This window comes from Geodermatophilus obscurus (assembly GCF_900115395.1).
Lineage (GTDB): Bacteria > Actinomycetota > Actinomycetes > Mycobacteriales > Geodermatophilaceae > Geodermatophilus > Geodermatophilus obscurus_B.
Genome location: NZ_FOWE01000015.1, coordinates 13,757 through 39,619, shown reverse-complemented (window position 1 = coordinate 39,619; position 25,863 = coordinate 13,757). Strand labels below are relative to the sequence as shown.

25 protein-coding genes and 2 pseudogenes are annotated in these 25,863 nt (G+C 72.8%); 15 read left to right on the top strand and 12 right to left on the bottom strand.

The window, feature by feature from the left end; translation table 11 throughout:
- Positions 1-73: 73 nt before the first annotated feature.
- From BM165_RS23115 to BM165_RS23085, 8 genes are all read right to left on the bottom strand, one after another.
- Positions 74-1,336 carry an ROK family transcriptional regulator gene (locus BM165_RS23115; RefSeq protein WP_075015921.1) on the bottom strand — a complete coding sequence of 421 codons (1,263 nt, stop codon included), beginning with the start codon at positions 1,334-1,336 and terminating at the stop codon, positions 74-76.
- Between the two features lie 74 nt (positions 1,337-1,410).
- Positions 1,411-2,667: an ROK family transcriptional regulator gene (locus tag BM165_RS23110; RefSeq protein ID WP_177225292.1), complete on the bottom strand. Its 1,257-nt coding sequence runs from the start codon at positions 2,665-2,667 to the stop codon at positions 1,411-1,413.
- A 423-nt stretch (positions 2,668-3,090) separates the two neighbouring features.
- The gene (locus BM165_RS26395) at positions 3,091-3,339 is read right to left on the bottom strand and encodes a 2OG-Fe(II) oxygenase family protein (protein ID WP_432276828.1); all 249 of its coding nucleotides are present in this window, start codon (positions 3,337-3,339) and stop codon (positions 3,091-3,093) included.
- Positions 3,318-3,863, bottom strand: a complete 546-nt coding sequence (locus BM165_RS25350) for an isopenicillin N synthase family oxygenase (protein ID WP_208976857.1) — start codon at positions 3,861-3,863, stop codon at positions 3,318-3,320. Before BM165_RS25350 ends, BM165_RS26395 begins: the two co-directional genes overlap by 22 nt.
- A 290-nt stretch (positions 3,864-4,153) precedes the next feature.
- Positions 4,154-4,582: a hypothetical protein gene (locus BM165_RS23100; RefSeq protein WP_075015889.1), complete on the bottom strand. Its 429-nt coding sequence runs from the start codon at positions 4,580-4,582 to the stop codon at positions 4,154-4,156.
- 31 nt (positions 4,583-4,613) lie between these two features.
- Positions 4,614-5,984, bottom strand: coding sequence for an alpha/beta hydrolase (locus BM165_RS23095; RefSeq protein ID WP_083427644.1), 1,371 nt, complete (start codon positions 5,982-5,984; stop codon positions 4,614-4,616).
- A gap of 152 nt (positions 5,985-6,136) precedes the next feature.
- Positions 6,137-6,586, bottom strand: coding sequence for a hypothetical protein (locus BM165_RS23090; RefSeq protein WP_143108310.1), 450 nt, complete (start codon positions 6,584-6,586; stop codon positions 6,137-6,139).
- A gap of 191 nt (positions 6,587-6,777) precedes the next feature.
- A complete protein-coding gene (locus BM165_RS23085; protein ID WP_075015886.1) occupies positions 6,778-8,226 on the bottom strand; it encodes an MFS transporter in 1,449 nt (482 codons plus the stop codon).
- Positions 8,227-8,588: 362 nt separating this feature from the next.
- On the opposite strand from BM165_RS23085, the gene BM165_RS25040 reads away from it, so the two are divergent.
- Entirely contained in the window at positions 8,589-8,816 is a 228-nt protein-coding gene (locus BM165_RS25040) for a cation transporter (protein WP_348271800.1), read from the top strand.
- 42 nt (positions 8,817-8,858) lie between these two features.
- Here the strand turns inward: BM165_RS25040 and BM165_RS23075 are convergent, their stop codons facing one another.
- On the bottom strand, positions 8,859-12,080 hold the full coding sequence (locus BM165_RS23075) for an AfsR/SARP family transcriptional regulator (protein ID WP_075015884.1): 3,222 nt from the start codon (positions 12,078-12,080) through the stop codon (positions 8,859-8,861).
- 189 nt (positions 12,081-12,269) lie between these two features.
- On the opposite strand from BM165_RS23075, the gene BM165_RS23070 reads away from it, so the two are divergent.
- The 8 genes and pseudogenes from BM165_RS23070 to BM165_RS25335 all read left to right on the top strand — a co-directional run bounded on the left by BM165_RS23070 (position 12,270) and on the right by BM165_RS25335 (position 18,922).
- Entirely contained in the window at positions 12,270-12,476 is a 207-nt protein-coding gene (locus BM165_RS23070; protein WP_075015883.1) for a heavy-metal-associated domain-containing protein, read from the top strand.
- A 135-nt stretch (positions 12,477-12,611) separates the two neighbouring features.
- The gene (locus BM165_RS23065) at positions 12,612-12,878 is read left to right on the top strand and encodes a hypothetical protein (protein WP_075015882.1); all 267 of its coding nucleotides are present in this window, start codon (positions 12,612-12,614) and stop codon (positions 12,876-12,878) included.
- A gap of 134 nt (positions 12,879-13,012) precedes the next feature.
- Entirely contained in the window at positions 13,013-16,288 is a 3,276-nt protein-coding gene (locus tag BM165_RS23060; protein WP_075015881.1) for a heavy metal translocating P-type ATPase, read from the top strand.
- Between the two features lie 246 nt (positions 16,289-16,534).
- Positions 16,535-17,293 carry a phosphotransferase gene (locus tag BM165_RS23055; protein WP_208976856.1) on the top strand — a complete coding sequence of 253 codons (759 nt, stop codon included), beginning with the start codon at positions 16,535-16,537 and terminating at the stop codon, positions 17,291-17,293.
- Positions 17,294-17,413: 120 nt separating this feature from the next.
- Positions 17,414-18,022 (top strand): class I SAM-dependent methyltransferase, encoded by a 609-nt coding sequence (locus BM165_RS23050; protein WP_075015879.1) that lies wholly within the window; start codon positions 17,414-17,416, stop codon positions 18,020-18,022.
- A gap of 95 nt (positions 18,023-18,117) precedes the next feature.
- Positions 18,118-18,501 (top strand): annotated as a pseudogene (locus BM165_RS26390) (NAD(P)-binding domain-containing protein); the annotation flags it as partial.
- A 25-nt stretch (positions 18,502-18,526) separates the two neighbouring features.
- A pseudogene (locus BM165_RS26185) lies at positions 18,527-18,712 on the top strand (NAD(P)-binding domain-containing protein); the annotation flags it as partial.
- A gap of 63 nt (positions 18,713-18,775) precedes the next feature.
- A complete protein-coding gene (locus BM165_RS25335) occupies positions 18,776-18,922 on the top strand; it encodes a hypothetical protein (RefSeq protein ID WP_208976854.1) in 147 nt (48 codons plus the stop codon).
- Positions 18,923-19,403: 481 nt separating this feature from the next.
- Here BM165_RS25335 and BM165_RS23040 read toward each other — a convergent pair whose 3' ends face one another.
- Both BM165_RS23040 and BM165_RS26385 read right to left on the bottom strand, forming a co-directional pair.
- Positions 19,404-19,622, bottom strand: coding sequence for a hypothetical protein (locus tag BM165_RS23040; protein WP_244274429.1), 219 nt, complete (start codon positions 19,620-19,622; stop codon positions 19,404-19,406).
- Positions 19,623-19,625: 3 nt separating this feature from the next.
- A complete protein-coding gene (locus BM165_RS26385; protein WP_432276827.1) occupies positions 19,626-19,739 on the bottom strand; it encodes a TlpA family protein disulfide reductase in 114 nt (37 codons plus the stop codon).
- A 329-nt stretch (positions 19,740-20,068) separates the two neighbouring features.
- Here BM165_RS26385 and BM165_RS23035 point away from each other — a divergent pair, with 329 nt between their 5' ends.
- The 6 genes from BM165_RS23035 (at position 20,069) to BM165_RS23010 (ending at position 24,652) form a co-directional block, all read left to right on the top strand.
- Positions 20,069-20,668 carry a copper resistance CopC family protein gene (locus BM165_RS23035; protein WP_075015878.1) on the top strand — a complete coding sequence of 200 codons (600 nt, stop codon included), beginning with the start codon at positions 20,069-20,071 and terminating at the stop codon, positions 20,666-20,668.
- Positions 20,669-20,679: 11 nt separating this feature from the next.
- Positions 20,680-21,801, top strand: a complete 1,122-nt coding sequence (locus BM165_RS23030; RefSeq protein ID WP_143108309.1) for a copper resistance D family protein — start codon at positions 20,680-20,682, stop codon at positions 21,799-21,801.
- Positions 21,802-21,961: 160 nt separating this feature from the next.
- Positions 21,962-22,327, top strand: a complete 366-nt coding sequence (locus tag BM165_RS23025; protein ID WP_075015876.1) for an ArsR/SmtB family transcription factor — start codon at positions 21,962-21,964, stop codon at positions 22,325-22,327.
- Positions 22,324-23,088, top strand: a complete 765-nt coding sequence (locus BM165_RS23020; RefSeq protein WP_075015875.1) for a cation diffusion facilitator family transporter — start codon at positions 22,324-22,326, stop codon at positions 23,086-23,088. Before BM165_RS23025 ends, BM165_RS23020 begins: the two co-directional genes overlap by 4 nt.
- A complete protein-coding gene (locus tag BM165_RS23015; RefSeq protein WP_075015874.1) occupies positions 23,085-23,711 on the top strand; it encodes a methyltransferase family protein in 627 nt (208 codons plus the stop codon). Before BM165_RS23020 ends, BM165_RS23015 begins: the two co-directional genes overlap by 4 nt.
- Positions 23,708-24,652: a cation diffusion facilitator family transporter gene (locus BM165_RS23010; protein ID WP_075015873.1), complete on the top strand. Its 945-nt coding sequence runs from the start codon at positions 23,708-23,710 to the stop codon at positions 24,650-24,652. The genes BM165_RS23015 and BM165_RS23010 overlap by 4 nt, the downstream gene beginning before the upstream one ends.
- A gap of 53 nt (positions 24,653-24,705) precedes the next feature.
- Here the strand turns inward: BM165_RS23010 and BM165_RS23005 are convergent, their stop codons facing one another.
- Positions 24,706-25,809: a hypothetical protein gene (locus tag BM165_RS23005; protein WP_075015872.1), complete on the bottom strand. Its 1,104-nt coding sequence runs from the start codon at positions 25,807-25,809 to the stop codon at positions 24,706-24,708.
- Between the last annotated feature and the right edge of the window lie 54 nt (positions 25,810-25,863).

Genomic DNA, 25,863 nt, shown 5'->3' with positions numbered 1-25,863 from the left:
GCGTTACAGCGGTGATGCCCGGCATCAGCGTCAGTGATGACGCAGGCCACAATCCGCCGTGCCGGAGCGAGGCTCAGGCGGGGAGGGACTCCGTGTCGGCGGCGAGCTCCGGCCGGCCAGCCGGTGACCCCACCGGAAGCCACCGGGCCAGCCGACCGGGCGCGAACAGCGCGTCGAGTGCCAGGTGGACGGCACCCGCCAGGCCGGCTGCCTCCCCCATCACCGACCGCTCGATGCGCAGGGTGCGGGTGGCCAGCGGGAGCGACCGCCGGTACACCGACTCGCGGATGGCGGCGAGGACGTGGTCGCCCGCGTGGACCACGCCGCCTCCGAGGACGACCAGGCCGGGGTTGTAGAAGCTGACCAGCGTGGCGAGCGTGCCGCCGACGAGCCGGCCTGCCCGGCCGAGCATCGCGCGGGCGGCGGGGTCGCCGCGCTCGGCCGCGGTTGTCACGTCGGCCGCGGTGAGCTCGCCCGTGGCGGCGAGGATGTCGGCCATCACCGGGCTGCCGCCGCTCTCGGCGAGCCGGCGGCCGTCCCGGGCCAGGGCCGCCCCCCCGGCGACCGCCTCGAGGCAGCCGACGTTGCCGCAGCGGCAGATGACGCTGTCGGCCTCGGCGACCGCGACGTGCCCGATGTCGCCGGCGCAGCCGTTGACCCCGCGGTGCACGCGTCCGCCGGAGACCAGGCCGGCACCTATCCCCGTACCGATCTTCAGGTAGAGGAGGTCGCCGGCCTCGGCCGCGGCGGGGTTGGTGCGCAGCTCCCCCAGCGCGAGCACGTTGACGTCGTTGTCCACCCACACGGGGACGGCGAACCGGCCGGAGAGCCGTTCACGGATCGGGTAGCCGTCCCAGCCGGGCATGATCGGCGGCGCGACAGGCCGGGACGTGGCGTACTCCACCGGCCCGGGGACGCCGACTCCGATCCCCCAGAGCGGCGGCGCGCCGGCGAGCCCGTCGAGCAGCTGGGCGACCAGTTCCTCCACGCGGCCGAGGACCGCGTCGGGGCCGTCGGCCACGTTGGCGGCCTCATGCGCCTGCGCCAGGACCCGCCCCGAGGCGTCGGCCAGGCCGACCGCCATCCCCGTGGCGCCGATGTCGGCGCCGGCGACCAGCCCGGCGTCGGCCCGCAACCGCAGCAGACGCGGTGCACGGCCGCCGCTCGAGGGCGCCACCCCGTCCTGGACGACGAGGCCCGCAGCCTCCAGCTGCGCGACCCGCTGAGCCACGACGGTGCGGCCGAGGCCCAGGCGCTGGACGAGCCGTGGCTGGGTCACCCCCTCCCCGGCGCGGATGGCGTCGAGGACGCCGACCAACCCGTCACGCGGGGGCATGCTCACCGGCGCAGCCTAGCCGGACTTAAGCTTCTCGGCGGAAGAAGTGGGTCGGCGTCGAGCCGAATGGCTGCTCAGGCGGGCAGGACTGCCTCCAGCGCCGGCACCCCGTCTCGGGCGTCCAGCACGGCCGGCAGGTGTTCGGGGCTGAACAGCTCACCGAGAGCGAACTCGATCGCCCCGGTGATCCCGGCGACCTCCTGGTCGAACGCGGACGGCTCGATCCGCAGGTCCCTCGTCGCCGCCGGCAACGCCGACCGGTGGACCTCCTCGCGGATCGCTGCGAGGACGTGCGCACGGGCCCGTGCGATGCCACCACCGACGACCACCAGGTCGGGATCGAAGACGTTGACCAAGGTCGCGAGACTCCTGCCGAGGAGCGTGGCGGCCCGGTGCAGCAGCGCCCGGGCGGCGGCGTCCCCGGACCCGGCCGCTTCGGTGACGTCACTGGGCCGGATCCGGCCGGTCCGCTCGAGTACCCGGGCCAGAGCGGGGCTCTGGAGCGTCTCGGCGAGCAACCGACCGTCACGGGCGAGTGCCGCACCACCGGCGACGGCCTCCAGGCAGCCGGTCTTGCCGCAGCGACAGTGGACGTCTGCTGCGCCGGGCACCGGCACGTGGTCGATGGCACCGGCGAGCCCGTGTGCACCGCGGTGGATGCGCCCGTTCACGACCACCGCGGCACCGATCCCGTAGCCGCCACCCAGGTAGACCATGTGCTGTGACCGAGCGGCGACCGGGTTCACCCGCCGCTCCCCCAACGCCGACAGGTTGGTCCGGTTGTCCATCCACACGGGGACCCCGAAGCGGTCGGCCAGCCGCTGCCGCGTCGGGTGACGGCTCCACTCGGGCATCGTCGGCAGAGCTGCCGGCCCGCCGTCGTCATAGGTGACGGGACCCGGCATCCCGATGCCGAACGACCACGGGCTGCGCCGGGCGCCGATCTCGTCCACGAGCGCGCCAGCCATCTGTTCGACGACGCCGATGACGACGTCCGGCCCATCCGCGACGTCGATCTCGCGGTGTCGGGTCTCGAGCAGATGGCCCGACAGGTCAGCGACGCCGACGACGAGCTCGTTGGTGGCGATGTCCGCCCCGAGGACGTATCCCGCCTCGTTGTTGAGACGCAGGCGGCGCGGCGCCCGGCCACCCGTCGAGGGCGCGAACCCGCTGGAGACCACGAGGCCGGCGGCCTCCAGCTCGGCGACGCGCTGCGCGACGACGCTGCGGCCGAGGCCGACCTGCTCGACGAGCATCGGTTGGGTGATGTCCGGCGAACTGCGGATGGCACCGAGCACGGCCGCGAGCCCTGCATAACGGTCGCTCGGCACGACTGCACCTCCTCCGGACGGACTGACAACCATCATCGGTCGTGACGCCGTGTTGCAACCCGTCGCCGGGATGTGTTCGTCCCGATGGGTCAGGAGCGCCGGCCGTGTCGACGGTCCACCCGGCTGGAGAGCGGGACCACCCATGATGGCCGACCAATCCGCAGACGTCGGTCGGAGACCGGCCGCGTCTCATCCACCGACGCCGTCCGGGCAGTTCCCTCGTCCTTCTCCACCAACCGCCAGTCTCGACTTGGAGTCCGGTCGACCTGGGTCGTCGACGACAGGAGCGGGTCGCGGGCGACTCGGCAGGACGGGAGCTCGAACTGACCGAACGCCCCGCGCTACGCCTGGCGCCCTGTCGCCAAGAGGTCGGGATGATGAACTGCGGCGACGTCGGGGGCGCGGAGACGGGCCTTCAACAGGTTATCGCCGAAGGTTCCGGAGATGACATCGCCCGGGTCCTGACTCACCCCTTGCGCTCGGGCGGCGAGCCCCGCGGGCAGCTCGATGCGGGGCAATGGCGGAGTCCAGCGCGGGATTGAGGAAGAACGGGATCGACAAGCGGGTGTCTCCCGGTGGCGGGGACACGACGCGGTGCACGGTCGCCTTGAGATACCTGTCCGTCGCGTACTCCATGAGCTCGCCGATGTTCACCACGAACGCGCCAGGCACCGCCGGAGCGTCCACCCAGCCCGCCGCCGTCTCGATCTGCAGGCCGGCCTTGCCGGCTCGATCACCAGCAGGGTCAGGACGCCAGGGTCCTTGTGGGCACCGACCCCCTGGCCGCGCTCCTCCCGGCCGGGATAGCGGACCAGCTTGATCAGCGTGGAGGGACGGTCCCCGAAGGCGCTGTCAAAGACGTGGGCCGGGCTCCCCAGCGCCAGCGCCCAGGACTGGAGGAGACGGCGGGCGACCGATGTGCACCTCGCCTCCCAGTCGGTGAACACTCCTCGCAGGCCGGGCAGCTGCTCGGGCCACAGGTTGGGACCCTCCAACCGCATGTACGCCGGCGCGGCGGGATCGTCGGAGGGTGCCCGCTCGGACGCGATGTCGATCTGCTCGCGCCAGTCGGCCTGGCCCTGGGTGAGTTCGCCTCCGGCGCGGGTGTAGCCGCGGAAGTGCGGGCTGCGCAGCATCTCGACCCGGCGCTTGTCCTCCAGGGGAGCGCGAAGGTCGTCCAGGAGCACCTCGGTCACTCGTCCTACGCCGTCACGGCGGACATCCACCGCCACGTCGGTCCGGCCCAGCAGCGAGAGGCGGCCGACCGGCTCGACCAGGCGCTCCGCTGGTGACCGCTGCCGTCCCTCGGGCCGCGCTGCTGTACCCCTTGCTCTACTCACGCGAGAGGCGGGCCACCCTCGTCGGGTGACCCGCCTCTGACCTGCGGTTTCGCTGTCGGGCTGACAGGATTTGAACCTGCGACCCCTTGACCCCCAGTCACATTCGGGGGGTTCGCCACAGGTCGCGACTGTGTAATCAGTGCAGGTCAGAGGCCCGTGACGTTCGCCGGCGTCCGGCCCGATGCGCCACTGTTCGGCGCGCGTTGCTGTACCAGTTGCTGTACTGTTCCCCTGCACTCGGGCGTGTCGTCCACCTCGGCGTTGCTCCGACCCCGACCTGTCCTTCGCGAACGCCGCCCACCGTCGCCGTCGTCGACGCGTCGAGCAGACAACGTGGGCAACTCGGCGATCAGCGCCCCCATCGCCCCCGAGTCGTGGGTGCCACGGACGTAGACGTAGACGTAGCCGACGCCGAGCTGGCCCACGCAGGTGACCAGCTGGTTCTCCGGCTGGCTAACCCAGTCGGTGATGTCGCCGCTGTCCAGCACAGCGTCGACCCGAGACTGCTGGGCCACCTGGCGCATCGATTTCTGGTTCAGGCGCCCGCAGTACGGGTCGTGTGTCAGCGTCGCCACCTTCCTTGCGCCGCAGGACTGCCAGCACAGGTCAGGGGGTCTGGAGCGGTGATCCGGTGAGCACCGCCTCGACGACGTCGTGGATGGCGTCGGCCGACATCCCAGCGCCCTCTTCGTCCGCCAGCAGCCCCACGTGTGTGGTGTCGGCGGCCAGGTGGCTGCTATTGGTGGAGAGCGCGGCCATCCGGGCCTGGGCGGCCGTCCAGCCGTTGATGATCTGCACTGATTCGCTCGCGGTCAGCACCAGGAGTGGCGTCCTATCGAGGGTGGTGAGCGATTGGGCTTGGCTGAACAGGGCGGGCATGGCGGCGGATTCCTTGGCTCCGTTGCGCCAGCTACGGGGGCTGTGGGCGAATGCCTGGAACTGGCCGGCGGCCGGCTCGGGAAGGTCGGAGGAGGACGGGACGAGTTGCCCGATGCCGAGTCGGGCGAGGCTGGGCGTCACAGCCAGCAGGGCGGGGGCGTTCGGCTCGGCCGCGCCGTCGGCGGACGTGGCCTGGTAGGGGTCGGACGCGTCGAGCAGGACCATTCCGGCGACCTGCTCGGGGTAGCGGGCGGCATAGGTCATGGCGTAGCCGCCGCCGATGGAGTGTCCGACGAGCACGTACGGGCCGTCCTCGCCGGCGCGGTCGAGCAGCGTGTTCAGGTCAGACGCGGCCTGCACGCCATCCTGGATCTGCGGTGCGTCGTCGCTCCAGCCCTGCCCCGCACGGTCATACGCGCACACGCGGGTGGTCCCTGCGACGGCCGGGGCGATGTGGGCCCAGGATGGCGAGAACTCGCCGAGCCCGCTCAGCAGGACGACGGTCGGACCACCGGAGCCGGTGCAGTCCAGGTGCAGGCGATGCCCACCGACGTCGTAGAGCTGCCCAGGAATGGGATAGCTGCGGTCGCCGGAGGCGAGGGCGACGGTCTCGAACGCGCCGCCCACCGCGGCTGCGGCCATGACGGCGACGACCGGGTAGAGCAGCCAGCGGCCGCTCCCGGCCGCCAGGCAGCAGCGCACCTGGGATCCCATCCAGACGGCGAGCACCAGAAGGACCGCCGGCCACACCCACCCGGCCGAGGTCAGGCCGGCATCGCCCGGGGCGAGGACCAGAAGCCCCAGGCCGGTCGCTGCCATACCGGCGGCCGGGACGAACGCCCAGCGCTGGGGCTGGTCGGTCATCCGCATCGACAGGACGGCCAGCATCGCCCAGCCGAGCGCAAAGCCGAGCAGCGCCGTCCCGGTGATGAAGTGCTCGTCCGCTCCGCCGAACATCACGAAGGTGAGGACCGCGGCCGCGAGCAGCCCCGCGGCCAGCGACCCGACGATGATCCGGCGGATCGGCCCGGTGTGATCGTTGCGGCCCGGGCGGGCGGGGAGCGGCGGTCGTTGGGTGGGCTGCGTGGCAGTCGTCATGACAGTCCGGCTTCCGTGAGAGGTGTGCCGGATCCGATGGCGGGCCGGCGGGCGACGGTGCTTGTGGGGGGCCGTCGGGCAGGGGCTGAAGGGTCACAGCTCAGTCAGTAACGCGGTGTGACCTGCCGAGGCAGTCGGAGTTGGTGGCCTGCTCACCACCCCAGGTGGAAGTGCGCGGCGATCCCGACGGCGATGAAGGCGGCGGCGACGAAGTCGACGGGGGCGCAGAACGGCGGCCACCACCGGGTGTTGGCGACGAAGCCGGTGCGGTGCTGCCAGACATCCTTGAGGCCGTGACCGGCCAGGCCCGCGACGAGAAGCCAGGCCGATCCGGTCACCGCCGCCGCGGCGACGACGACGAACACCGACGCGACGCCGATCTCGACGGTGATGACCGTGGCCCGACCGTCGGCGACGGCGAACCCGATGTAGACCGCTGCAACCACCACGAGTCCCAGCGCGTAGACGGTGGCGTCCTCGAGCCAGAAGAACGCCAGCGGCGACGCCGCCTGCAGGCAGCCCCAGACCACACCCCAGAGCACCGGCGTGCGCAGCTGACGGCCGCGCCCGTCGACCGCGGTGCCACGTCGCCCAGCGACCACCGGCAGCACGGCATCCCCGCGACGCCTCAGCACGGCGGGGCCCGCTCCCCGATGCGCTGACCGAGCTGGGTGAGTATGCGTGTGCTGGTCATGGCTTCTCTCCGATCCGATGAGCTGGGGAGGGTGGGCCGGCTGGCGCGGCCGCAGCAGTGGCCGCGCCAGCCGCGTCATGTGTAGGGCGTGCGGTGGTGCTAGGCGGCGACGAGCTCGCTGTCCGTGCCGTCAGCGACCGGGCCGTCGGCGGGCTTCTTGAGCAGCACAGCGGCGAGGACCGCACCGACCGCGGCGATGCCGGCGGCGCCGAGCAGAGCAGCGGAGAACCCGTCGGTGAGCTCGGCCGGGTTGCCGACCGCGTCGGCACCGAACGCAGCCGCGACCGCGGTCATCGCCGCCAGGCCCAGCGCGGAGCCGATCTGGTAGCTGGTGTTGACGATCCCGGCGGCCAGACCGCCCTCCTCCGGCGCCGCAGACGAGAGCGCGGTGCCGAGCGAGGGGATGAACGCCATCGCCATGCCGGCCGCGGTCACCAGCGACGCAGGCAGCACGTCCACGACGAAGCTGCCGTCGGCGTCGATGAACGACAGCCACACCAGACCAGCGGCCAGCGTCGCGAGACCCGAGACGATCATCGCGTTCGGCCCGAACCGGGCGATGAGCCTCGGCGCGACCGCCACCATCCCGATCATGATCGCGACCGTCAGCGGCAGCAGCGCAGCGCCGGACGCGAACGCACCCAGGCCGAGGATCTGCTGCAGGTACAGGTTCACAAAGAAGAACATCGGGATCCAGGCGGCTCCGAGCAGCAGCTGCGCGATGTTGGCTGCGGCGAGGTTCGGTGCGCGGAAGATGCCCAGGCGCATCAGCGGCTGACGGAGCTTGGCCTGCAGCGCGACGAACACACCCAGGAGCGCGAGACCGCCGAGGCCGGCCAGGAGCGTGCTGCCGGACGTCCAGCCGGCCTCCGGGGCGCGCACGATCGCGAAGACGACCGCGCCGAGGCCGAGCGTGGCGGTGGTCGCACCGGCGAGGTCGAGCGAGCCGCGGCCGGTCATCCCGGCAGGCATGACCGAACGGGTCAGCAGCAGGACGACAGCGGCGACCGGGAGGTTGATGAAGAACACCCACGGCCATGACGCGTACTCGGTCAGGACGCCGCCGAGGAAGACGCCGGCGGTGCCGCCGGCAGGTGCGGCCGCGCCGTACAGGGCGAGGGCCTTCGGGAGGTCGTTGCTGCCGCCGAACACCTGGAACAGCAGGGTGAGCGCGGCCGGGGCGATGAGCGCCGAGCCGGCGCCCTGGATCGCGCGGCCGGTCAGCTCGACCGCGACGCCGTCGGCCAGGCCGGCGACGAGCGAGCCGACGGCGAGGACCAGCCAGCCGGTGGTGAAGATCCGGCGGGCGCCGAACAGGTCGGACAGCCGCCCGCCGAGCAGGAGCAGACCGCCGAAGGCGACGACGTAGGCGTTGAAGACCCAGCTGAGGTCCTGCGGGTCGAAGCCGAGATCGGCCTGAATCTTCGGCAAGGCGACGCCGATGATCGAGGTGTCCAGGATGACCATGAACTGGGCGGTGGCGATGAGCGCGAGAGCCAGCCAGCGCCGGCTGCTCGTCGAACTCGCCGCGGGTGCGGTGGTTGTCATGACGGTTCCTGTCTTCTGCGAAGGACAGCCGGCGGTGGCTGTCGAGACGCAGGTTCGCGAGCCCCTCTGTCCTGCCGCTGTCCTCGCTCTGTCGTTCCCGCCACCGCACAGCCGCGTCAGCTGCGGTCGTCGAGACCCGTACCGGCCCTGTCGGCTTGCGTCCGACGCCGTGGGTATGTCTTCCGCGGCCCGTGCTGTCGCCGAACCTGAGCGTCGTGGCTGTCGGCGTCCCAAACGACGCTCTCGCGGCCTAGCGGGTCCCGGGCGCTCTCCCGGGTCGCGTCGGTAGACAGCGGACGGACAGCGCAGCGAGGCACCTTGGGTGGCGTCAGAAGAACGCCCGCTGGACGAAGGTGAGCGCGATGCCCGAGGTGAGGCTCTCGGTCGGCTCGATGCGGTGCAGGCAGTGTGTGCGCGAGGTGACCGGCTGGCTCCGTGACGTCGTCGGCGTCGAGACCATCACGGCCGACGCGAAGACCGGCACGGTGGTCCTCGGCGGCACGATGACCGTCGCCGACGTCCTGGCCGTGTTCGTCGGCTCCGACTACGCCCCGCAGGTTGTGGACGCAGCACCGGTTACTGCGACGTGAGCTGATCCGACCTCGTCACGTCCCCGGGAGCTCGAGGCGCAGTCAGCCGGACGGCCGCCCCGGCTGACTCGTCGACCTGACCCAGAGGGCGTCGAGCTCGGCCTGCTCGTGCGGCGGTGCCGGGCGCGCCGACGCCTGCCGGACCTCGACGGCTTCGTCGAGCCGCGCCTGGGCCTCGGCCCGCTGACCCACAGCGGCGGCCACGCGCGCCAGACCTTCCAGGCCGGTCGCGAGCAAGGTCGGTTCGCCGTAGTGGTGCCCGGCAGCGTGCACCTGCGTGTACCGCTCAGCCGCGTCGTCCAGCATCCCGTCGCGCCAGTCGCACCATGCGACACCAGCGAGTGCGTGCCCGCCCCACAGAGGGGTCCCCAGCCGGGTCAAGCCGCGCACCGCCTCCTCGAACAGCGGCCGGGCCGACGCCGCATCCCCCTCGACCTGTGCGATCTGCGCCCGTCCCAGGCCGGCGAGAACCACACCTGCGGCGTCACCGACCTCCTCGGACGCAGACGCAGCCCGGTCGAACGCGGCCGAGGCCGCCGCGCGCTCGCCCAGAGCCAGCAGCGCGACGCCGAGGTCGGACAGCGCCCACTGGGCGGTGTTGAACACCCCAGCCGAGCTCGACACCTCGATCGCCTGCTCGAGGACGGGTATCGCCTCGGCGTACCGGCCGAACTCCTTCAGCCCCCAGCCCAGGTGGTAGAGCACAGCTGACAGGCCCCAGCCGTCATCGAGCCGGCGGAACGCCTCCGACGCGGTCCGGCCCATCGCCCGCGCCCGCAGCTCGTCGCCCCGGCGGATGAAGTTCTGCAGGCGGACGAACGCGACGACCGCATGACCCCAGTCGTCGGCCCGGGTGGTGAACTGCTCGTCCGCTTCGGCGAGCAGCTGTGCCAAGCGGCCGGGGTCCGAGCCGTTGAGCAGCTCGACTGCGAGCAGCACCTTCGACAGGGCAGCTCCATGCGCATCACCCTCAGCCTCGAACAGCTGCAAGCTCTCGAGCGCCGTTTCCGCACAGCGCGGGCTCGGATGCACTAGGCACGCCCGTGGACGCTCGACGATCGACACCGCCTGCAGCGCCCGGGCTCGTGCCTGCCGGCTCGCGCCGGGAGTGGCGATGACCTTCGACAACACCTCTCGCCCCTCGACGTGCCGTCCCAGGTGCCAGAACAGGGCGAGCGAGCCGGCCAGTCCTAGCCCGTCTTCGACCCGGCTCGGGTCGGCCGACAGCCACGCCAACGCTGCCCGCAGGTTGGGGTGCTCGTTGCGCAGCCGCTGCAGCGCCGCCCGCTGTCCGTGGCCGCGCAGGCCCTGCTCGGCCTGCTCGGCGACGTGCCGGAAGAAGGTCGCATGCCGGGCTGCCGCGTCGTCTCGCTCCCCGGAGGTGTCGAGCTGCTCGACCGCGTAGTGCCGCAGCGTCTCGAGCATGCGGTACCGCGACGGCGAACCGGGCTCGAGCACGACCATCGACCGGTTGACCAGGTGGTCGAGCGCGTCGAACACCTCACCGGCGGGGATGTCCCCGCCCGCGACGACGGCCTCGGCTGCCTCGAGCGTCCAGCCGCCGTGGAAGACGGCCAGGCGCCGGAATGCCTGCTGTTCGGGCTGCGACAGCAGCGCGTGGCTCCACTCGACGGTCGCGCGCAGGGTCCGTTGCCGGGCCTCCGCCGTGCGTGGTCCGCTGGTGAGCAGACCGAAGCGGTTCCCCAGTCGGTCTGCCAGGTCCGGCAGGGACAGCGACGACATGCGTGCCGCGGCGAGTTCGAGCGCGAGCGGCATGCCATCGAGCTGCCGGCACACCTGCGCCAGCGCCATCAGGTTCGGCTCGGCCAGATCCAGGCTCGCGCGGACAGCCGACGCCCGCTCGATGAACAGCGCAGCGGCTGGGAACTGCAGCACCTGCTCGGCGGGGGTCCCGTCGGGAGGCACCGCCAGTGGCGCGACGCTGACCTGCACCTCGCCAGGAACGGCGAGGGCTTCCCGGCTGGTCGCGAGCACGGTGACTTCTGCGGCCGAACCGAGGATGAGGTCGACGAGCGTCGCGACCGCGTCGATGACGTGCTCGCAGTTGTCCAGCACGAGCAGCAGCCGCCGGTTCGCGAGGTAGGCGAGCAAGCGGGCGCGCACCGCCGCATTAGGGTCGGCACCGTCCAGCGGCACGCCGAGCGCGTCCGCGACCGCCAGCGGCACATCAGCGGGGTTGCTCACCGCCGCCAGACGGGCCAGATGGACGTGCTGGTCGAAGTGGTCGGCGAGCTGGTGCGCAGACGCCATGGCCAGTGACGTCTTCCCGGCGCCGCCAGGGCCGACCAAGGTGACGATGCGCTGACGGGTGAGCGCGTCGTTCAGCTGCGCGAGCTCGTCGTCGCGTCCGATCAACCGCAACGAAGGGATCGGCAGGGTCCGCTTCGGTCCGGTGTCGGCGTCCTGGCCGACCGCCGGGGTCTTCGCTGCAGGCGTGGCCGGTCCGGCCTCGGCAGCAGCCGAACCGGCCCGTGAAGGGACGGCTGCGAGCGCATCGTCCTGCTCGAGGACGCGCTGGTGCAGCGAGCGGAGCGCAGCGGAGGGCTGCAGCCCGAGCTCGTCATCGAGGTGACGGCGGGTGCGGGCGAAGACCTCGAGCGCGTCCGCCTGCCGACCGGCGCGGTACAGGGCCGTGATCAGCAGGCCGGCGAGCGCCTCCTGCCCGGGGTCCCCCGCGACGACCGGCTCGAGGTCGGCGGCGACCTCGACGTGCCGGCCCGCCACCAGGGCCGCCTCGGCCCGCTCGGCCAGCGCAGCCTGGTGCAGCTGATCCAACCGGGCCGTCTCCACGCTCGCCCAGCCCTCGCCGGCGAAGTCAGCGAGCGGATCACCACGCCACAGCGCCAGCGCCTCGTCGTACAGAGCCAGCGCGTTCGCAGCAGCGGTGTTGCGCGCGGCGGTGCGCGCGGCCTGCACGAGTCTCACGAATCGGTGCAGGTCGACGCGGTCGAGGTCGACGTCGGCGCGGTATCCGGATGCCTCCCGGACGATGACGTCAACGCCGTGCGCGGCAAGCGCCCGCCGCAGCTTCGACACCCGCAGCTGCAGGGCGTTCAGCGGGTCGGCCGGCGAAGCGGACTCCGACCACAGCCGGTCGATGAGCGAGCTGGCGGCGACGGTCCGGCCGGGTGAGAGCAGCAGCAGAGCGAGCAGGCCGCGCTCGGCCGCCCCGGGCAGCTTCGCCGGTTCAGTGTCGACGCGCAGCTGCATGGCGCCGAACAGGCGGAACTCGACCTCGGTCACGGCGCACCCCCTACTGGCCGTCCGAAGTCTGTACCCGGCGCCCCCACTCGTACAGGAAACGGAGCGCCGCTGTCCGGACGCTGTCCGCGGCGCCGCATCCGGCCGGGTGCGGACAGCGCGGCGACAGCCCCGGCCGCGATTGTGACGTCACCGGCCGGCACGCCGCCGGCACGAGGAGGAGGAGAACCCATGAGCAGCGAGACCTACACCGTGACCGGGATGACCTGCGACCACTGCAGCCGCTCGGTCCGCGCCGAGGTCAGCGCCGTCGCCGGCGTCACCGCCGTCGACGTCGACCTGGCCACCGGCACCGTCACCGTCACCAGCGAGCAGCCCGTCAGCACCGACAAGGTTCGCGAGGCGGTCGAGGAGGCCGGCTACACCCTCGCGTCCTGAACGCCGCCCCGGCGGAGCCCAGATCTCCTGCTCCGCCGGAGCGCCGACAGGCGGAACCCGGCCATATCGCCGGGGCGAAGCCGCCCCCCACCGCTCACAGTCACCTCACCAACGAGACGCCCTGAGGAGGACGCCATGACCACCACCCCGTCCGAGAACATCCCGGCGATCTGGGACGACGCCCGCAACATCCCGTTCTTCCGCATCACCGCCCGACTGTTCACCCCCGAGTTCCGCCTCGGCGCCAGCCTCCTGCTCGCCTGCAATGACAAGGACACGGCCGCCACCGCCCACTCCATGTCCACCCCTCACGGGTCGGGCACGACCGCCCCGGCCAGCGTCGACAACCACACCCAGCCCGAGCGTGACCTCATCCCCGTCCGGGTCCGCCGCACCCGCTGAACCGCCACCCGCCAGCACCTGGCCGAGATCAGCGGGCGCAACACCGTCCGGACAGCCGCCGGACAGCGCCGCTGAGCAGCCTCACCACCGAAGCACCCACACCGCAGCGCGCCCCATCGACTCAGGAGCACCCCATGACCACCACCGCCGAGCACACCCGAGACACCGGGCGCAGCAACGACACCGCGGCGGTCGTGTGCAACCTGGAGATCACCGGCATGACGTGCGCCTCGTGCGTCCGGCGGATCGAGAAGAGCCTCAACAAGGTCGACGGCGTAGACACCGCCCAGGTCAACCTGGCGACCGAAGTCGCCACCGTCACCTACGACCCGAACACGGTCGACCTCGACGAGCTCATCGGGGCGGTCACCGCCGCCGGGTACGGCGCTACCCCCAAGCAGGAGACGAAGGCAGGCGGGCCAGTTGCGCCCACGACGGCCACGGGCGGGGACGACACCGCCGAGCGTGACCGCGAGCTGAACCGCATGAAGCGCACGTGGCAGATCGCGCTCGCCACCGGCCTTGGCCTCATGGGCCTGATGTACGTGCCCCTGTACATCGACACGATGGACTGGCTGATGCCGGCGATCTTCGTCGTCGCCACCGTCGCCCAGTACTGGGCCGGCAAGAGCATCTACGCCAGCGCGTGGCAGGCCGCCAAGCACCGCAGCACCAACATGACCACGCTCGTCGCGCTCGGCACCGGGGTCGCGTGGATATACAGCACGTTCGTCACCCTGTGGCCCGCACAGGTCGAGCAGCTCGGACTGCCGCTGCACGTGTACTACGAGACGAGCCTGATCATCGTCGCGCTGGTGCTGGCCGGGAAGTGGATGGAAGCGCGCGCCAAGAAGGCCACCGCGGCTGCCGTCACGGCCCTCGTCGGGCTGGCGCCGAAGACCGCCCGCGTCGTGCGGGACGGGCTCGAGGTCGACATCCCGGTCGAGCAGGTCGCCGTCGGCGACATCGTCCGCATCCGGCCCGGCGGGAAGATTCCCGTCGACGGCGTCGTCGCCAGCGGCACCACCACCGTCGACGAGAGCATGCTCACCGGCGAGAGCCTCCCGGTGGACAAGGCCGGAGGCGACCAGCTGATCGGCGCGACCATCAACACCACCGGCACCGTGCTCATGCGCACCACGGCCGTCGGCGACGACACCGCCCTCGCGCAGATCGTCCGGCTCGTCGAGGACGCCCAGGGCAGCAAGGTCCCGATGCAGCGCCTGGCGGACAAGGTGTCGTCCGTGTTCGTCCCGGCCGTCATCCTGACCGCGCTGCTCACCGCCCTGGCATGGGCGGTGTTCGGCCCGGACGGCGAGAGCACGACGATGGCCGTCACCACCTCGATCGCCGTGCTGATCATCGCCTGCCCGTGCGCCTTGGGCCTCGCGACGCCCACCGCCGTCATGGTCGGCACCGGCCGTGCCGCCGAACTCGGCATCCTCATCAGCAACGGAGAGGCGCTCGAGCAAGCCCGCCGGCTGACCGCCGTGGTCCTCGACAAGACCGGCACCATCACCCAGGGCAAGCCGGCGCTGACCGACGTCACCGTCGTCGACGGCTGGACCTCCGAGGAGCTGCTGCGTCTGATCGCAGCGGCCGAGACGGGCAGCGAGCACCCGGTCGCGCAGGCGATCGTCACCGCCGCCCGCGACCGCGGCCTCACGCTGCCGCCCGTCGACGGCTTCGACTCCATCCCAGGGCACGGCCTCGTCGCAACCGTCGATGGCCACCGGCTCCGTGTGGGCAACGCCGCCCTGATGGAGCGCGCCAGCGTCGACGTCAGCCTCTTGGGCGCGGCCGCGCTCGCGCGGGCCGAGCAGGGCGGCACCCCGATGTACGTCGCCGTCGACGAGCGCCCCGCCGGTCTGGTCACCGTCGCCGACACCATCAAGGCCGAGAGCCCCGAGGCGATCGCGCAGCTCAAGGCCCTCGGCCTGCAGGTGTGGATGATCACCGGCGACAACGCCGCCACCGCCCACGCCGTCGCGCGTCAGGTCGGCATCGACAACGTCCTCGCCGACGTGCTCCCTGCTGACAAGGCCGCCAAGGTCGCCGATCTGCAGGCGCAGGGCCACCTCGTCGCGATGTCCGGCGATGGCGTGAACGACGCCGCCGCGCTCGCCCAGGCCGACCTCGGCATCGCCATCGGCACCGGCGCCGACGTCGCCATCGCCGCCTCCGACATCACCCTCGTGGGCGGCGACCTGCGCAGCATCGTCTCGGCGATCGCTCTGTCCCGCCGGACCGTCAGCGTCATCCGGCAGGGGCTGGCGTTCGCGTTCGCCTACAACGTGCTGCTCATCCCCGTCGCCGCCGGCGCCCTGTACGGGTTCGGCGAGCTGCTGCTCGACCCGGTGCTGGCCTCCGCGGCGATGGCGATGAGCTCCGTCAGCGTGCTGACCAACGCCCTGCGGCTGCGCCGGTTCCGGCGGCCGGAGACAGTCCACGAGATCGAGCACCCGCCGCTGCGTCAGCGGATCGGGCAGTACGCCTACCTGACCGGCATCGCCCTCGTCGCCGTCGCCATCGGCACCGCCCTGACCGCCGTCTCCCGGATGGACTTCGCCGAGCGCGGCATGAACGGCACGCTCGCCTGGATGCAGACCACCGGCATGCCGATGCGGCCGGCGATGAGCGTCATGATGACCGCCGAGGTCGACCCGGCCAGCGCCGACGACGCCGGCATGGACGTGCAGCTCGACGTGCCCGACAGCACCCGTCCCGGCGTGCCGACCCGGGTGACCGCCACGGTCGTCGACGCAGAGACCGGCGAGCCGATCGAGGACATCACCCGCAGCCACGAGGCATGGATGCACCTCATCGCCACCCGCGACGACCTCGGCACGTTCGCCCACGTGCACCCGGAGCCGACCGGCAAGGCGGGCGAGCTCGCCGTCGACATCACCTTCCCGACCGCCGGCCAGTACATCGTCAACACCGAGTTCCGGCAGCAGGGACAGATGAGCGACGTGCACCAGCGCCAGTACGTCACCGTCAGCGGGAACGCCCCTGCACCGGTCGTCCCCACCGAGAGCCAGCGGGAGGTCGTCGTCGACGGCGTCCGCGTCGAACTCCGCGGCGACGCCGCCGTCGGCGAGCGCAGCGACCTGCACTTCGAGTTCACCGACGCGACCACCGGCGAACCGATCGACGACCTGCAGCCGTTCCTCGCCGCTGCCGGACACGTCGTCGTCATGCGGGCCGACGGAACGACCTTCGCCCACGAACACGCCGAGGTCGAAGACAGCAGCGGCCGGCCCGTGTTCGCGATGCCCGGCACCACGTTCGGGCCGGAGCTGGAGGTGCACGCGCAGTTCGACACCGCCGGCACCTACCAGCTGTGGGGCCAGTTCCGCACCGCCGACGGCGGCGTGCTCACCGTGCCGTTCACCGTCGACGCCCGCTGACCCACCGCACAAGCGCTCGGCGGCCGGCCGTACCCGCACCGGTCGGCCGCCGGGCCACCACCGACCCATCACCGCTGCCCGCTGGGGGATCGCCATGCGCGAGTCGGGCGATCGGCTGCTCGGCGCGTTCCCACGTCGCCGTATCGGGTTCCGCTTGCGGGACGCGTCAGCTGGCCAGCTAGCGCGCAGACGGGAACCGAGAAACCTTGAGGTGACCCACTGTGCGGGCGGGGCAGGATGGGTGCCGTGACCGGGGTCGAGATTCCCCTTGCCTGCGGCAACGTGGCCGCGCGTGTGGTGCGCGTGGGAGCGACGGTGCGAAAGCCGGCCACCCCGGCCACCCCTGCGGTGGAGGCGGTGCTGCGCCACCTGGAGCGGGTGGGTTTCGCCGGCGCCCCGCGCGCCCTGGGCCGGGATGAGCAGGGTCGCCAAGTGCTCGAGTACGTCGAGGGCCCGCTCGCGCATGCGTCGCCCTCGATGACCGCCGCAGAGCTCGGCCGGGCCGGGCGCTTGGTGCGTGACCTGCACGAGGCCCTGGACTCTTTCGAGCCTCCTGCCGACGCGCGCTGGGAGGTCGCTATCGCACCCGATCGGGAGGAGCTGGTGTGCCATCACGACCTAGCCCCGTGGAACCTGGTGCTCGGCACCAAGCGGTGGGTGTTCATCGACTGGGACGGCGCCGGCCCGGGTACTCGGCTGTGGGACTTGGCCTACACCGCGCAGTCCTTCACGCCGCTGCAGGCCGGCGGTGAGCCCTCCCAAGACGCCTCCCGGCTACGTGCCCTCGTTGATGGGTACGGCGCCGATCAAGCGCAGCGGCAGCAGCTGCGGGCGTTGATTGCGGCGCACACGCGAGGAATGTTCGACTTGCTCGTCGACGGTGCCCGTACCGGTCGCCAGCCGTGGGCCCGCCTGCACGCTGAAGGGCACGGAGAGCACTGGGGCCCTGCTGCTGACTACGTCGCCGACCATGCCGACACATTCGTCCGGGCCCTCGTGACGTAACCGCATCAGCCCACTCAGCACGAACGCAGCTTCAATCCCCGCAGCGGGATCGGCCAGCGGGACACCGTGTCGCTGGTGGTCGAGCGCTCGGAGCACGTGTCCGTGCTCTAGCCTGCCGCGGTGGATTTCGGGCCGGTGCGCGACGCGTACTCGTCCATGTCGGAGCAGTACATCGGCCTGTTCGACGGCGGCTGGCAGGACCACGAGGACGACACGGCCCTCGTCCGGCGGCACCTGACAGGACTCTCCGGACCCGTGCTCGACCTCGGGTGCGGACCCGGTCACTGGACCGCCTACCTGCATTCCCTGGGCGCTGACGTGACCGGCGTCGACATCGTCCCCGAGTTCATCGCGCATGCTCGGGCGACCTATCCCGGCCCGGAGTTTCGGCTCGGCTCGATGACCGAGCTGGACATCCCCGAGCACTCCATGGCGGGCATTCTCGCCTGGTACTCGACGATCCACCTGCCGCCGGCGGAACTCGACCGGGTGCTCGCCGGGTTCCGCCAGCTCCTGGCGTCCTCCGGCATGCTCGTCGTCGGCTTCTTCGACAGCGACGATGACGTGGCCGGGTTCGATCACAAGGTCATCACTGCCTACCGCTGGCCGGTCGACGTCTTCACCCAGCACCTGGCGAAGGCTGGCTTCACGGAGGTGCAACGCCTGCAGCAGCAGTCCCCGGATCGACCGGACCGGAAGTACGCCGCAGTCGCCGTACGCGCCGGCTGAGCCCTCGTCGCCCGCCAGTCCCGACAGGCGAACCCGCTAGGGCGACGTTCGGAAAGAGCGGGCAGCCAAACGCCAGTGTCCCGCAGGGGATCGCCATGCGCGAGTACGACGTCATCGTCGTCGGCGCCGGCCAGGCCGGACTCGCCGCCGGTCACGCCCTCCGCACCACCGGCCTCAGCTTCACACTGCTCGAGGGCGGCGAGCAGCCCGGCGAGTCGTGGCCGCGCTTCTACGACTCCCTCACCCTGTTCTCCCCCGCCAGGTACTGCGCACTGCCGGGTCTGCCGTTCCCCGGCGAACAGGCGCGGTACCCGCACCGCGACGAGGCCGCCGCCTACCTGCGGCAGTACGCCAACCACTTCGCACTTCCGGTCCACACCGGCTCCCGAGTCGCAGCAGTCCGCCCGCACGCCGGTGGCCTCGTCGTCGAACTGACCGGCGGCGAGCAGCTGACCGCCCGAGCGGTCCTCGCCGCGACCGGCCTGTTCGGCCCCGCAGGTCCCCGCCCTGCCCGGCATGGAGACCTACAACGGCGAGCTGCTGCACACCGCCGCGTACCGCCGGCCAGACGCCTACACCGGACAGCGCGTCGTCGTCGGCGGCGGCGGCAACTCCGCCATCCAGATCGCCGTCGAGCTCGCCCAGGGGGCAGAGGTGTCGCTCGCGACCCGGTCGCCGCTCGAGACCTGACGTCAGCGGCCGCTCGGCATCGACCGCCTGCCGCTGGGCCGGCGTGCCGCCGCCTCGGTAGGCGTGCTCGACGACGGCCAGTACACCGCCGCCCTCGCGGCCGGACGACCGCAGCAGCGCGACATGTTCACCACCATCACCACCGACGGCGTCCGCTGGCCAGGCGGCCACGAGGAACGGGTCGACACGGTCATCCTCGGCACCGGTTAGCGGCCGGCGCTCGACTTCCTGCCGACGGAGGCATTCGAGGCAGACGGCTGGCCCGCACACCGTCGCGGCCTCAGCAGCACCGTGCGTGGCCTCGGCTACGTCGGCCTGCCTGGCCAGACGGGCGTCGCGTCCGCGATGCTCCGCGGAGTCGGTCCAGACGCCGCCCACGTCGTCCGGCAGCTCCAGCGACAGCTGAGAACCGGCGACATGCGCCACCAGGACCCAGCCGGGGTCGCCGGCAGCGATGGCTGAGCACCGCTCCTCCGAACTGGTTTGGCCCGTCCCCCGAGGGCGGGGATGAGCCTGAACGCCGACGCCGGTGCTCGCCGTATCTGGTCGCTTTGAACGGCGCCATGGCGGACGCTGCGAGCGACGACACCCCGGCGACCACCCGCTCGCTAGGAACGGCCGGCGTTGACGGGGCCGGCCCGTCGCGTAGGTGCTCCCAGGACCCACTGGAGGATGTTCAAGTTCAAGTGGCTCATACCTGCTGCTGCGGTGCCGTAGCCGATCCGTTCGCGCCACCGTGCACGGCGGAGGCGCCGGTGGGGCCAGCGACGTAGCCGAGGTAGCCGGGCACCAGCGGCAGCACGCACGGCGAGGCCAAGCTGATGAGTCCGACCAGCGCGGCCACCGCGACGGCGAGCAGCAACGAGCCGTCGGTGACGACGCCGGCGAAGGTGGCGCCCAGGTCACCCACGGGTCAGCCCTCGGCCAGCAACGTCTCGAGCGCCGTCCGCAGGTCGTCGCCCTGGACCGCGCCGACGTGGACGGCAGCTACCCGTGAGTTGCGGTCGAGCAAAATGGTGGAGGGCACGACGTTGGCCGGGAAGCCGCGGAAGGCCAGCGCGACCTCCCCGCTCGGGTCGAACAGCGACGGGTAGGTGGCGCCGATGCTGTCGACGAAGGCCTGGGCGAGCTGGCGCTGGTCCTAGACGTCGACGCCGAGGAACTGCACGCCGCGCTCGGCGACGTCGGCATTGCGGGGCCACGGCGGCTGGTCCCGCTGCCTGCGGTTCCGGTGGCAAGCTGGTGGCGAACCGGCCCATCGGGCCCGGCGCGCGGCTGCTGACCGCGCCGTCCGGCAGCCCGCACCGACGCCGGTGACCTGGTCCCGCCGCCTGCACCCGAGTGAGCCGTCCTGCGATGTCCGTCGTCCTGCACGTCGTCGTCCTCGCCGTCGCCGCGGCGACCCTCGTGTTGGTGCCCGCCGCGTCCGGTGTCGCGCCGGCGCTCGCCCACACCGGCCTGGACGCCTCCACCCCGGCCGACGGCGAGCAGCTGGACGCCGCACCCGAGGCGGTGACACTCACCTTCACCGAGGAGGTGCTGGCCGACTACCTCCAGCTGGCGGTGACCGGACCCGACGGCGCAGCGGTCGCCGCTGGCGCGGCGACCGTCGACGGGCCGGTCGTCAGCCAGCCGGTCACCGTCACCGCCCCCGGCGCTCACGTGGTGGCCTACCGGGTGGTCTCCGCCGACGGCCACCCCGTCTCCGGCCAGGTCACCTTCACCGTCACCGGCGCCCCGTCGGTCGCCGGCACGGCGGCTCCGGCGAGCACGCCGGCCGACGCCCCGACCGCGCCGGACGTCCCGGGGGCAGGGGGCGAAGCAGCACCGGCGGCGGAGGCGGCCACCTCATCCGGCGCGACGCGCTGGTGGCCGGCCCTCGTTGTCCTCGCGGGCGCAGCGGTCCTGGCACTGCTGGCGGCGCGGTCCCGGCGCCGGCGACGGAGCACCCGGTGACGGAGCACCCGGTGACGGAGGTCCGCACGGCCGCGGCGCCGTCCCTGCGGCGGCGCCGGCTGCTGGCCGCCGCGGCGGCGGTGCTCGCCCTTGCCGCGTGCGGAGTGACGATGTGGGCCGGTGGCGCGACCGACGTCGTGCCGCTGCCCGGCATCCCGGTCCCCTCCCCCGAGGTCACCTGGCTGGTGCCGGGACTGCGCCTGCTCGCCGACCTCGCGGCCGTGGTCGCCGTCGGAGGTCTGCTCGGGGCGGCCGTGCTCGCCCCCGGTGACCACCTGCTCAGCGCGGCCGGCTACCGGTGGATGCGGCTGGCCGGCTGGGCCGCGGCGACCTGGGGGCTGGCCGCGCTGGCCGCGCTGCCGGTGCAGCTGGCCGACTTCCTCGGCACGCCGGTCTCCGGCGTCTCCCCGAGAGGCGTGGCGAGCTTCGTCGTCGACGTCGCCCAGGGCCGGGTCCTGGTGCTGGTCGCGGTCCTCGCGGCGGTGGTGGCGGTGGCCGCCCGGACGGTGCTGACCTCGACCGGCGCCCGGGCCCTGCTCGTCGTCGCCCTCCTCGCCACGCTGCCGCCGGCGTTCACCAGCCACAGCGCCGAGGAGTCCGACCACGACCTCGCCGTCACCGGCGTCGCCCTGCACGTCCTCGGCGTGGTGCTGTGGGCCGGCGGGCTGGTGGCCCTGCTGCTCGCGCGCCAGCTCGCCGGGCCCGAGCGTGCGACCGCGGTGCAGCGGTTCAGCCGCCTGGCGCTACCGATGGCCCTCGTGGTCGCGGTCAGCGGCGTCCTCACCACCCTGACCCGGCTCACCGCGCCCGGGCAGCTGCTGCAGACCGGCTATGGCATCGTGCTGCTGGCCAAGACCGCCGCGCTGCTCGCCCTGGTTGCGCTCGGCTGGTGGCACCGCCGCACCACGCTGCCCGCGCTCGAGGACCGCCCGGCGGCGTTCCTGCGGCTCGCCGGCGTCGAGGTGCTGGTCTTCGCCGCGACGATCGGGCTGGCCGCCGGTCTGGCCCGCACGCCGCTGCCGGCCGACACGGGCAGCGACACCGTCGCCGCCGCTGCAGACGCCGCTGTTGGGGCCGGGCCCGATGCCGCATCAGCTCCAGTGACCGACGCCTCCAGCCTGTCCGACATCTGAGCGGCACCGCCTGCAGCGGTCCGGGCGTCGCCACCTCGCGAGGACTCATCCTTGCTCATGTACCGCTTCCCGCCACTATCATCGGCGTATGGCGATGATAGTGGTCGACGGTGAACCCGCCAGCAGAGTTGAGAGCGGCGAAGCGGTCGATGTCCCGGCGGTGGACGCGGCAGTGGACGCGGCGCCGGTCGACGAGGCCGCGGCACTGTCGGCGGCAGCCTGCCTGTTCCGCAGCCTCGGGGACCCGACGCGGCTGTCGATCATCCGCCACCTACTGCTCGGCGAACACCGGGTGGTCGACCTGACCGCCCACCTCGGACTGGCCCAGTCGTCGGTGAGCGCGGCGCTGGCCTGCCTGCGGGACTGTGGCGTGGCGACCTCTCGCCCCCGGGGCCGGGCGTCGCTGTGGTCGCTCACCGCCCCCGAGCAGGTGCTCGAGGTCCTGGCCGCCGCCGAGCGCCTGCTCGCCGCCACCGGCGACGCCGTCGTGCTCTGCCCGACCTACGGCGCGGCGGCGAACCGGTGAGCGCCACCCACACCCACCCCGCACCTACCGCCGCCGAGCGGGCCCGCCTCGGCCGCCGCGCCCAGCTGCTCGCCGGCGCCAGCGTCACCTACAACGTGGTCGAGGCCGTCATCGCCATCTCCGCGGGCGTGGTGGCCGGCTCGGTGGCCCTCATCGGCTTCGGGCTGGACTCCGTCGTCGAGGTCTTCAGCGGCCTCGTCATCCTCTGGCAGTTCCGCCACCGGCTGCCCGAGAGCCGGGAACAGCAGGCGCTGAGGCTGATGGCGTTCTCCTTCTTCGCCCTCGCTGCCTACGTCGCGTTCGAGTCGATCCGCGCCCTGCTCACCGGCGCCGACCCGGACTCCTCACCGGTCGGCATCGGCCTGGCCGTCGCCTCGCTGCTCGTCATGCCGTTCCTGTCGTGGGCCCAGCGCCGCACCGGCCGGGCCCTGGGCAGCAACGCCGTCGTCGCCGACTCCACCCAGACGCTGCTGTGCACCTACCTCAGCGCGGTGCTGCTGGTGGGTCTGCTGCTCAACGCCACCCTCGGCTGGAGCTGGGCCGATCCGATCGCCGGGCTGGTGATCGCCGCCGTGGCGGTGCGTGAGGGCCTCGAGGCTTGGCGCGGCGAGGGCTGCTGCGCTCCGAGCCGGCCGGGCGCCGACGGGCACGAGGCCGCCGACGGCTGCGGGTGCGGCGACGGCTGCACCGACGCCTGCTGCTCACCGGCGTCGGCCGCGCCGCAGACCCTGACCATCACGCCTCGGGAGCAGCTCCAGTGACCATCGCTGCCCTCGTCCTGTACATCGTCGCTGCCGTCGTGCTCTTCGGTGTGCGGTCGTGGGTGCAGCACCGCCGCACCGGGTCGACCGGCTTCCGCGGGATCTCAGGCACCCCAGCCGAGGCGCAGTGGTGGGGCGGTGCGCTGTTCGTCGTCGCGATGGTCGCCGGGCTGGCCGGGCCGGCGCTGGCCGCGGTCGGCGTGACTCCGGTCGACCCGCCGGTCGGGATCCAGGTGGCCGGACTGGGGCTGGCACTCGTCGGGTTCGCCGCGACTCTGGCGGCGCAGACCGGCATGGGCGCCTCCTGGCGCATCGGCGTCGACCCGGCCGAGCGCACCGCCCTGGTGACCTCGGGCCCGCTGTTCGGCGTGGTCCGGAATCCGATCTTCACCGCGATGGTCGCCGCGCAGGTCGGCGTCGTGCTCATGGTCCCCACCTGGGTCAGCGTGCTCGCGCTGGTGGCGCTGGGCGCCGCGGTCCAACTGCAGGTCCGCACCGCTGAGGAGCCGTACCTGCTGGCGACCCACGGCTCCGAGTACGCGGCCTACGCCGCCCGCACCGGCCGGTTCGTGCCCGGCGTCGGCCGCCTGCGCGTGCCAGCGATGCATGAAGCCGCCCAGTGAGCGGCGGCCACGCGCACGGCCACGCCCACGAGGCCGGTGGTGCGGCAGGCAACCGCCGCCGGCTGGCGATCGTGCTGGTCCTGACCGCATCGGTCCTGGTCGTGCAGGTGGTCGGCGCGTTGCTGTCGGGGTCGCTGGCACTGCTCGCTGACGCCGCGCACGCGGGCACCGACGCCGCCGGCCTAGTCATCGCCCTGATCGCGGCGACCCTGGCGCTGCGGCCGGCGACCGCGCGGCGGACCTGGGGGTACCGGCGCGCGGAGGTCCTCGGCGCGACACTGCAGGCCGCGGTGCTGCTGGCCGTCGGGGTGCTGGTCGCCGTCGAGGCGGTCGGGCGGCGACTGGACCCGGCGGGCACGGAAGTCGCCGCGACGCCGGTGCTGGTGTTCGGCGCGATCGGCCTGGCCGCGAACGCGGCCGGCATTTGGGTGCTGACCCGCGGCGGGCGCAGCGGCAACGTGAACATGCGGGCAGCGCTGCTGGAGGTGGTCAACGACGCCCTCGGGTCGGTCGCGGTCCTCGTCGCGGCCGGCGTCATCGCGGTCACTGGCTGGCAGGCCGCCGACGCGGTCGCCTCGCTGCTCATCGCGGCGCTGATCGTGCCGCGCACCGTCGGGCTACTCCGGCGGACGGTGTCGGTGCTGCTGGAGAGCACCCCGCCAGGGCTGGACCTCGACGCCGTCCGCGCCCACCTGGAGGCGAAGGACGACCGGATCATCGCGGTGCACGACCTGCACGCGTCGCTGATCAGCGACGACCTGCCGGTGCTGTCCGCACACGTGGTCATCGACGAGGTCTGCTTCGCCAACGGATCGGCGCCGCAGGTGCTCGACCGGCTGCAGGCGTGCCTCGCCGAGCACTTCGCCGTCTCGGTCGAGCACTGCACGTTCCAGCTCGAGCCGCGCAGCCACGCCGGGCACGAGCTCGCCGCGCACGCCTGACCGCGTCCGCGGCGGCGCCCGGTCGATCCTCACGGCGGGGCCCGCCGTGGGGCTCAGCCGATCGCAGCGGCCGTCGGTGCGCTGGTCTGCAGGGTGGCCCGCTGCGGTCCGGGCACGTCCGGGCGGAAACGGCGCACCGCGGGCACCGCGCCCAGCATCAGGCTCAGGCCGCCGGCGATGAGCAGCGCGGCGGTGAGCCGGGCCAGGACGACCGGGCCGCCGGTGATGACGTTGGCCGCCCAGAGGATGTCCATGTCGGGCAGGCCCTGGATCAGCAGCATGAACCCGACGATGGCGGCGAGCATGGCCGCGAGCAGGTCCTTGCCGCCGATCGCCGCCCGGACCGCGAGGGCCGTCACCCCGGCCATCACAAAGGCCGGCAGCGACGCCGCACCCAGCTCCAGCGCCCGGTCTAAAGCGGTCAGGCCCGGCTGAGGTGTCGCGACCAGGTGCCACACCGCGGCCGTGTTCGCGGCGACCAGCAGCGCCACCAACGGCCGGGCGGTGCGCCCGCGCCACCCGGCCAGCAGCCCGAGCACCGGGATCAGCAGATACACCGGCCACCAGACCGTCGGGTTCGGCGGCGGAGACCAGGTCAGCTCCCCGTCGACGACCACCGGGGTGCCGTCGTAGGACAGCGGCACCTGCCAGGCGAAGACGCGATGGGGCCGGTCGGGATCAGCGGCCACCTGCGGCGGCAGGCTCGGCGACATCCAGTGGGTGCGGTGGTCGTGCCAGGAGTACTCCGGCCGGGTGGAGACCTGCTGCCAGTCCGGCACGGCGGCCGGGTCGGCGTGCGCGGGCAGGGTGGTGTTCCCGTCCACGCGCAGGTTGATGTAGGTGGCCGGGCTGTTGGCGTTGCGCCACACCCCGTCCGGGCCGATGCGCAGGTATTCCTCGTCGGAGTAGCCGTAGACGGTGACGATCTCCGTCGAGCGATTGCGCAGCTCGAGGCTGTCGCCGAACTCGGCCACCTGCAGGTCCACCCCGGGCATCAGCGCTGACATCCCGAGAACCTGCCCGGCGTAGTTGCTCGCGGCCACTCCGCGGTCGGTGTGCGCGGCCGCGGGGCCGGCACCGAGAAGCAGCAGCGCGGCGACGGCGAGGAGAACCGCCGACACGCGACCGAGGGCGCGCCGGCTCAGGGACGTCGGCATCCGGTGACGATATGCGGCCGAGCCGGCATCTCCGGGGAGCTCGGCTGCCGCGTC

Bases quoted from the DNA above. Each gene is read 5' to 3' on its own strand.
- BM165_RS25040 (WP_348271800.1), top strand. From the start codon at position 8,589: ATGCCCGAGGTGAGGCTCTCGGTCGGCTCGATGCGGTGCAGGCAGTGT.
- BM165_RS23070 (WP_075015883.1), top strand. From the start codon at position 12,270: ATGAGCAGCGAGACCTACACCGTGACCGGGATGACCTGCGACCACTGC.
- BM165_RS23005 (WP_075015872.1), bottom strand. From the start codon at position 25,809: ATGCCGACGTCCCTGAGCCGGCGCGCCCTCGGTCGCGTGTCGGCGGTT.
- BM165_RS23035 (WP_075015878.1), top strand. From the start codon at position 20,069: ATGTCCGTCGTCCTGCACGTCGTCGTCCTCGCCGTCGCCGCGGCGACC.
- BM165_RS23095 (WP_083427644.1), bottom strand. From the start codon at position 5,984: ATGACGACTGCCACGCAGCCCACCCAACGACCGCCGCTCCCCGCCCGC.
- BM165_RS23065 (WP_075015882.1), top strand. From the start codon at position 12,612: ATGACCACCACCCCGTCCGAGAACATCCCGGCGATCTGGGACGACGCC.
- BM165_RS23060 (WP_075015881.1), top strand. From the start codon at position 13,013: ATGACCACCACCGCCGAGCACACCCGAGACACCGGGCGCAGCAACGAC.
- BM165_RS23085 (WP_075015886.1), bottom strand. From the start codon at position 8,226: ATGACAACCACCGCACCCGCGGCGAGTTCGACGAGCAGCCGGCGCTGG.
- BM165_RS23115 (WP_075015921.1), bottom strand. From the start codon at position 1,336: ATGCCCCCGCGTGACGGGTTGGTCGGCGTCCTCGACGCCATCCGCGCC.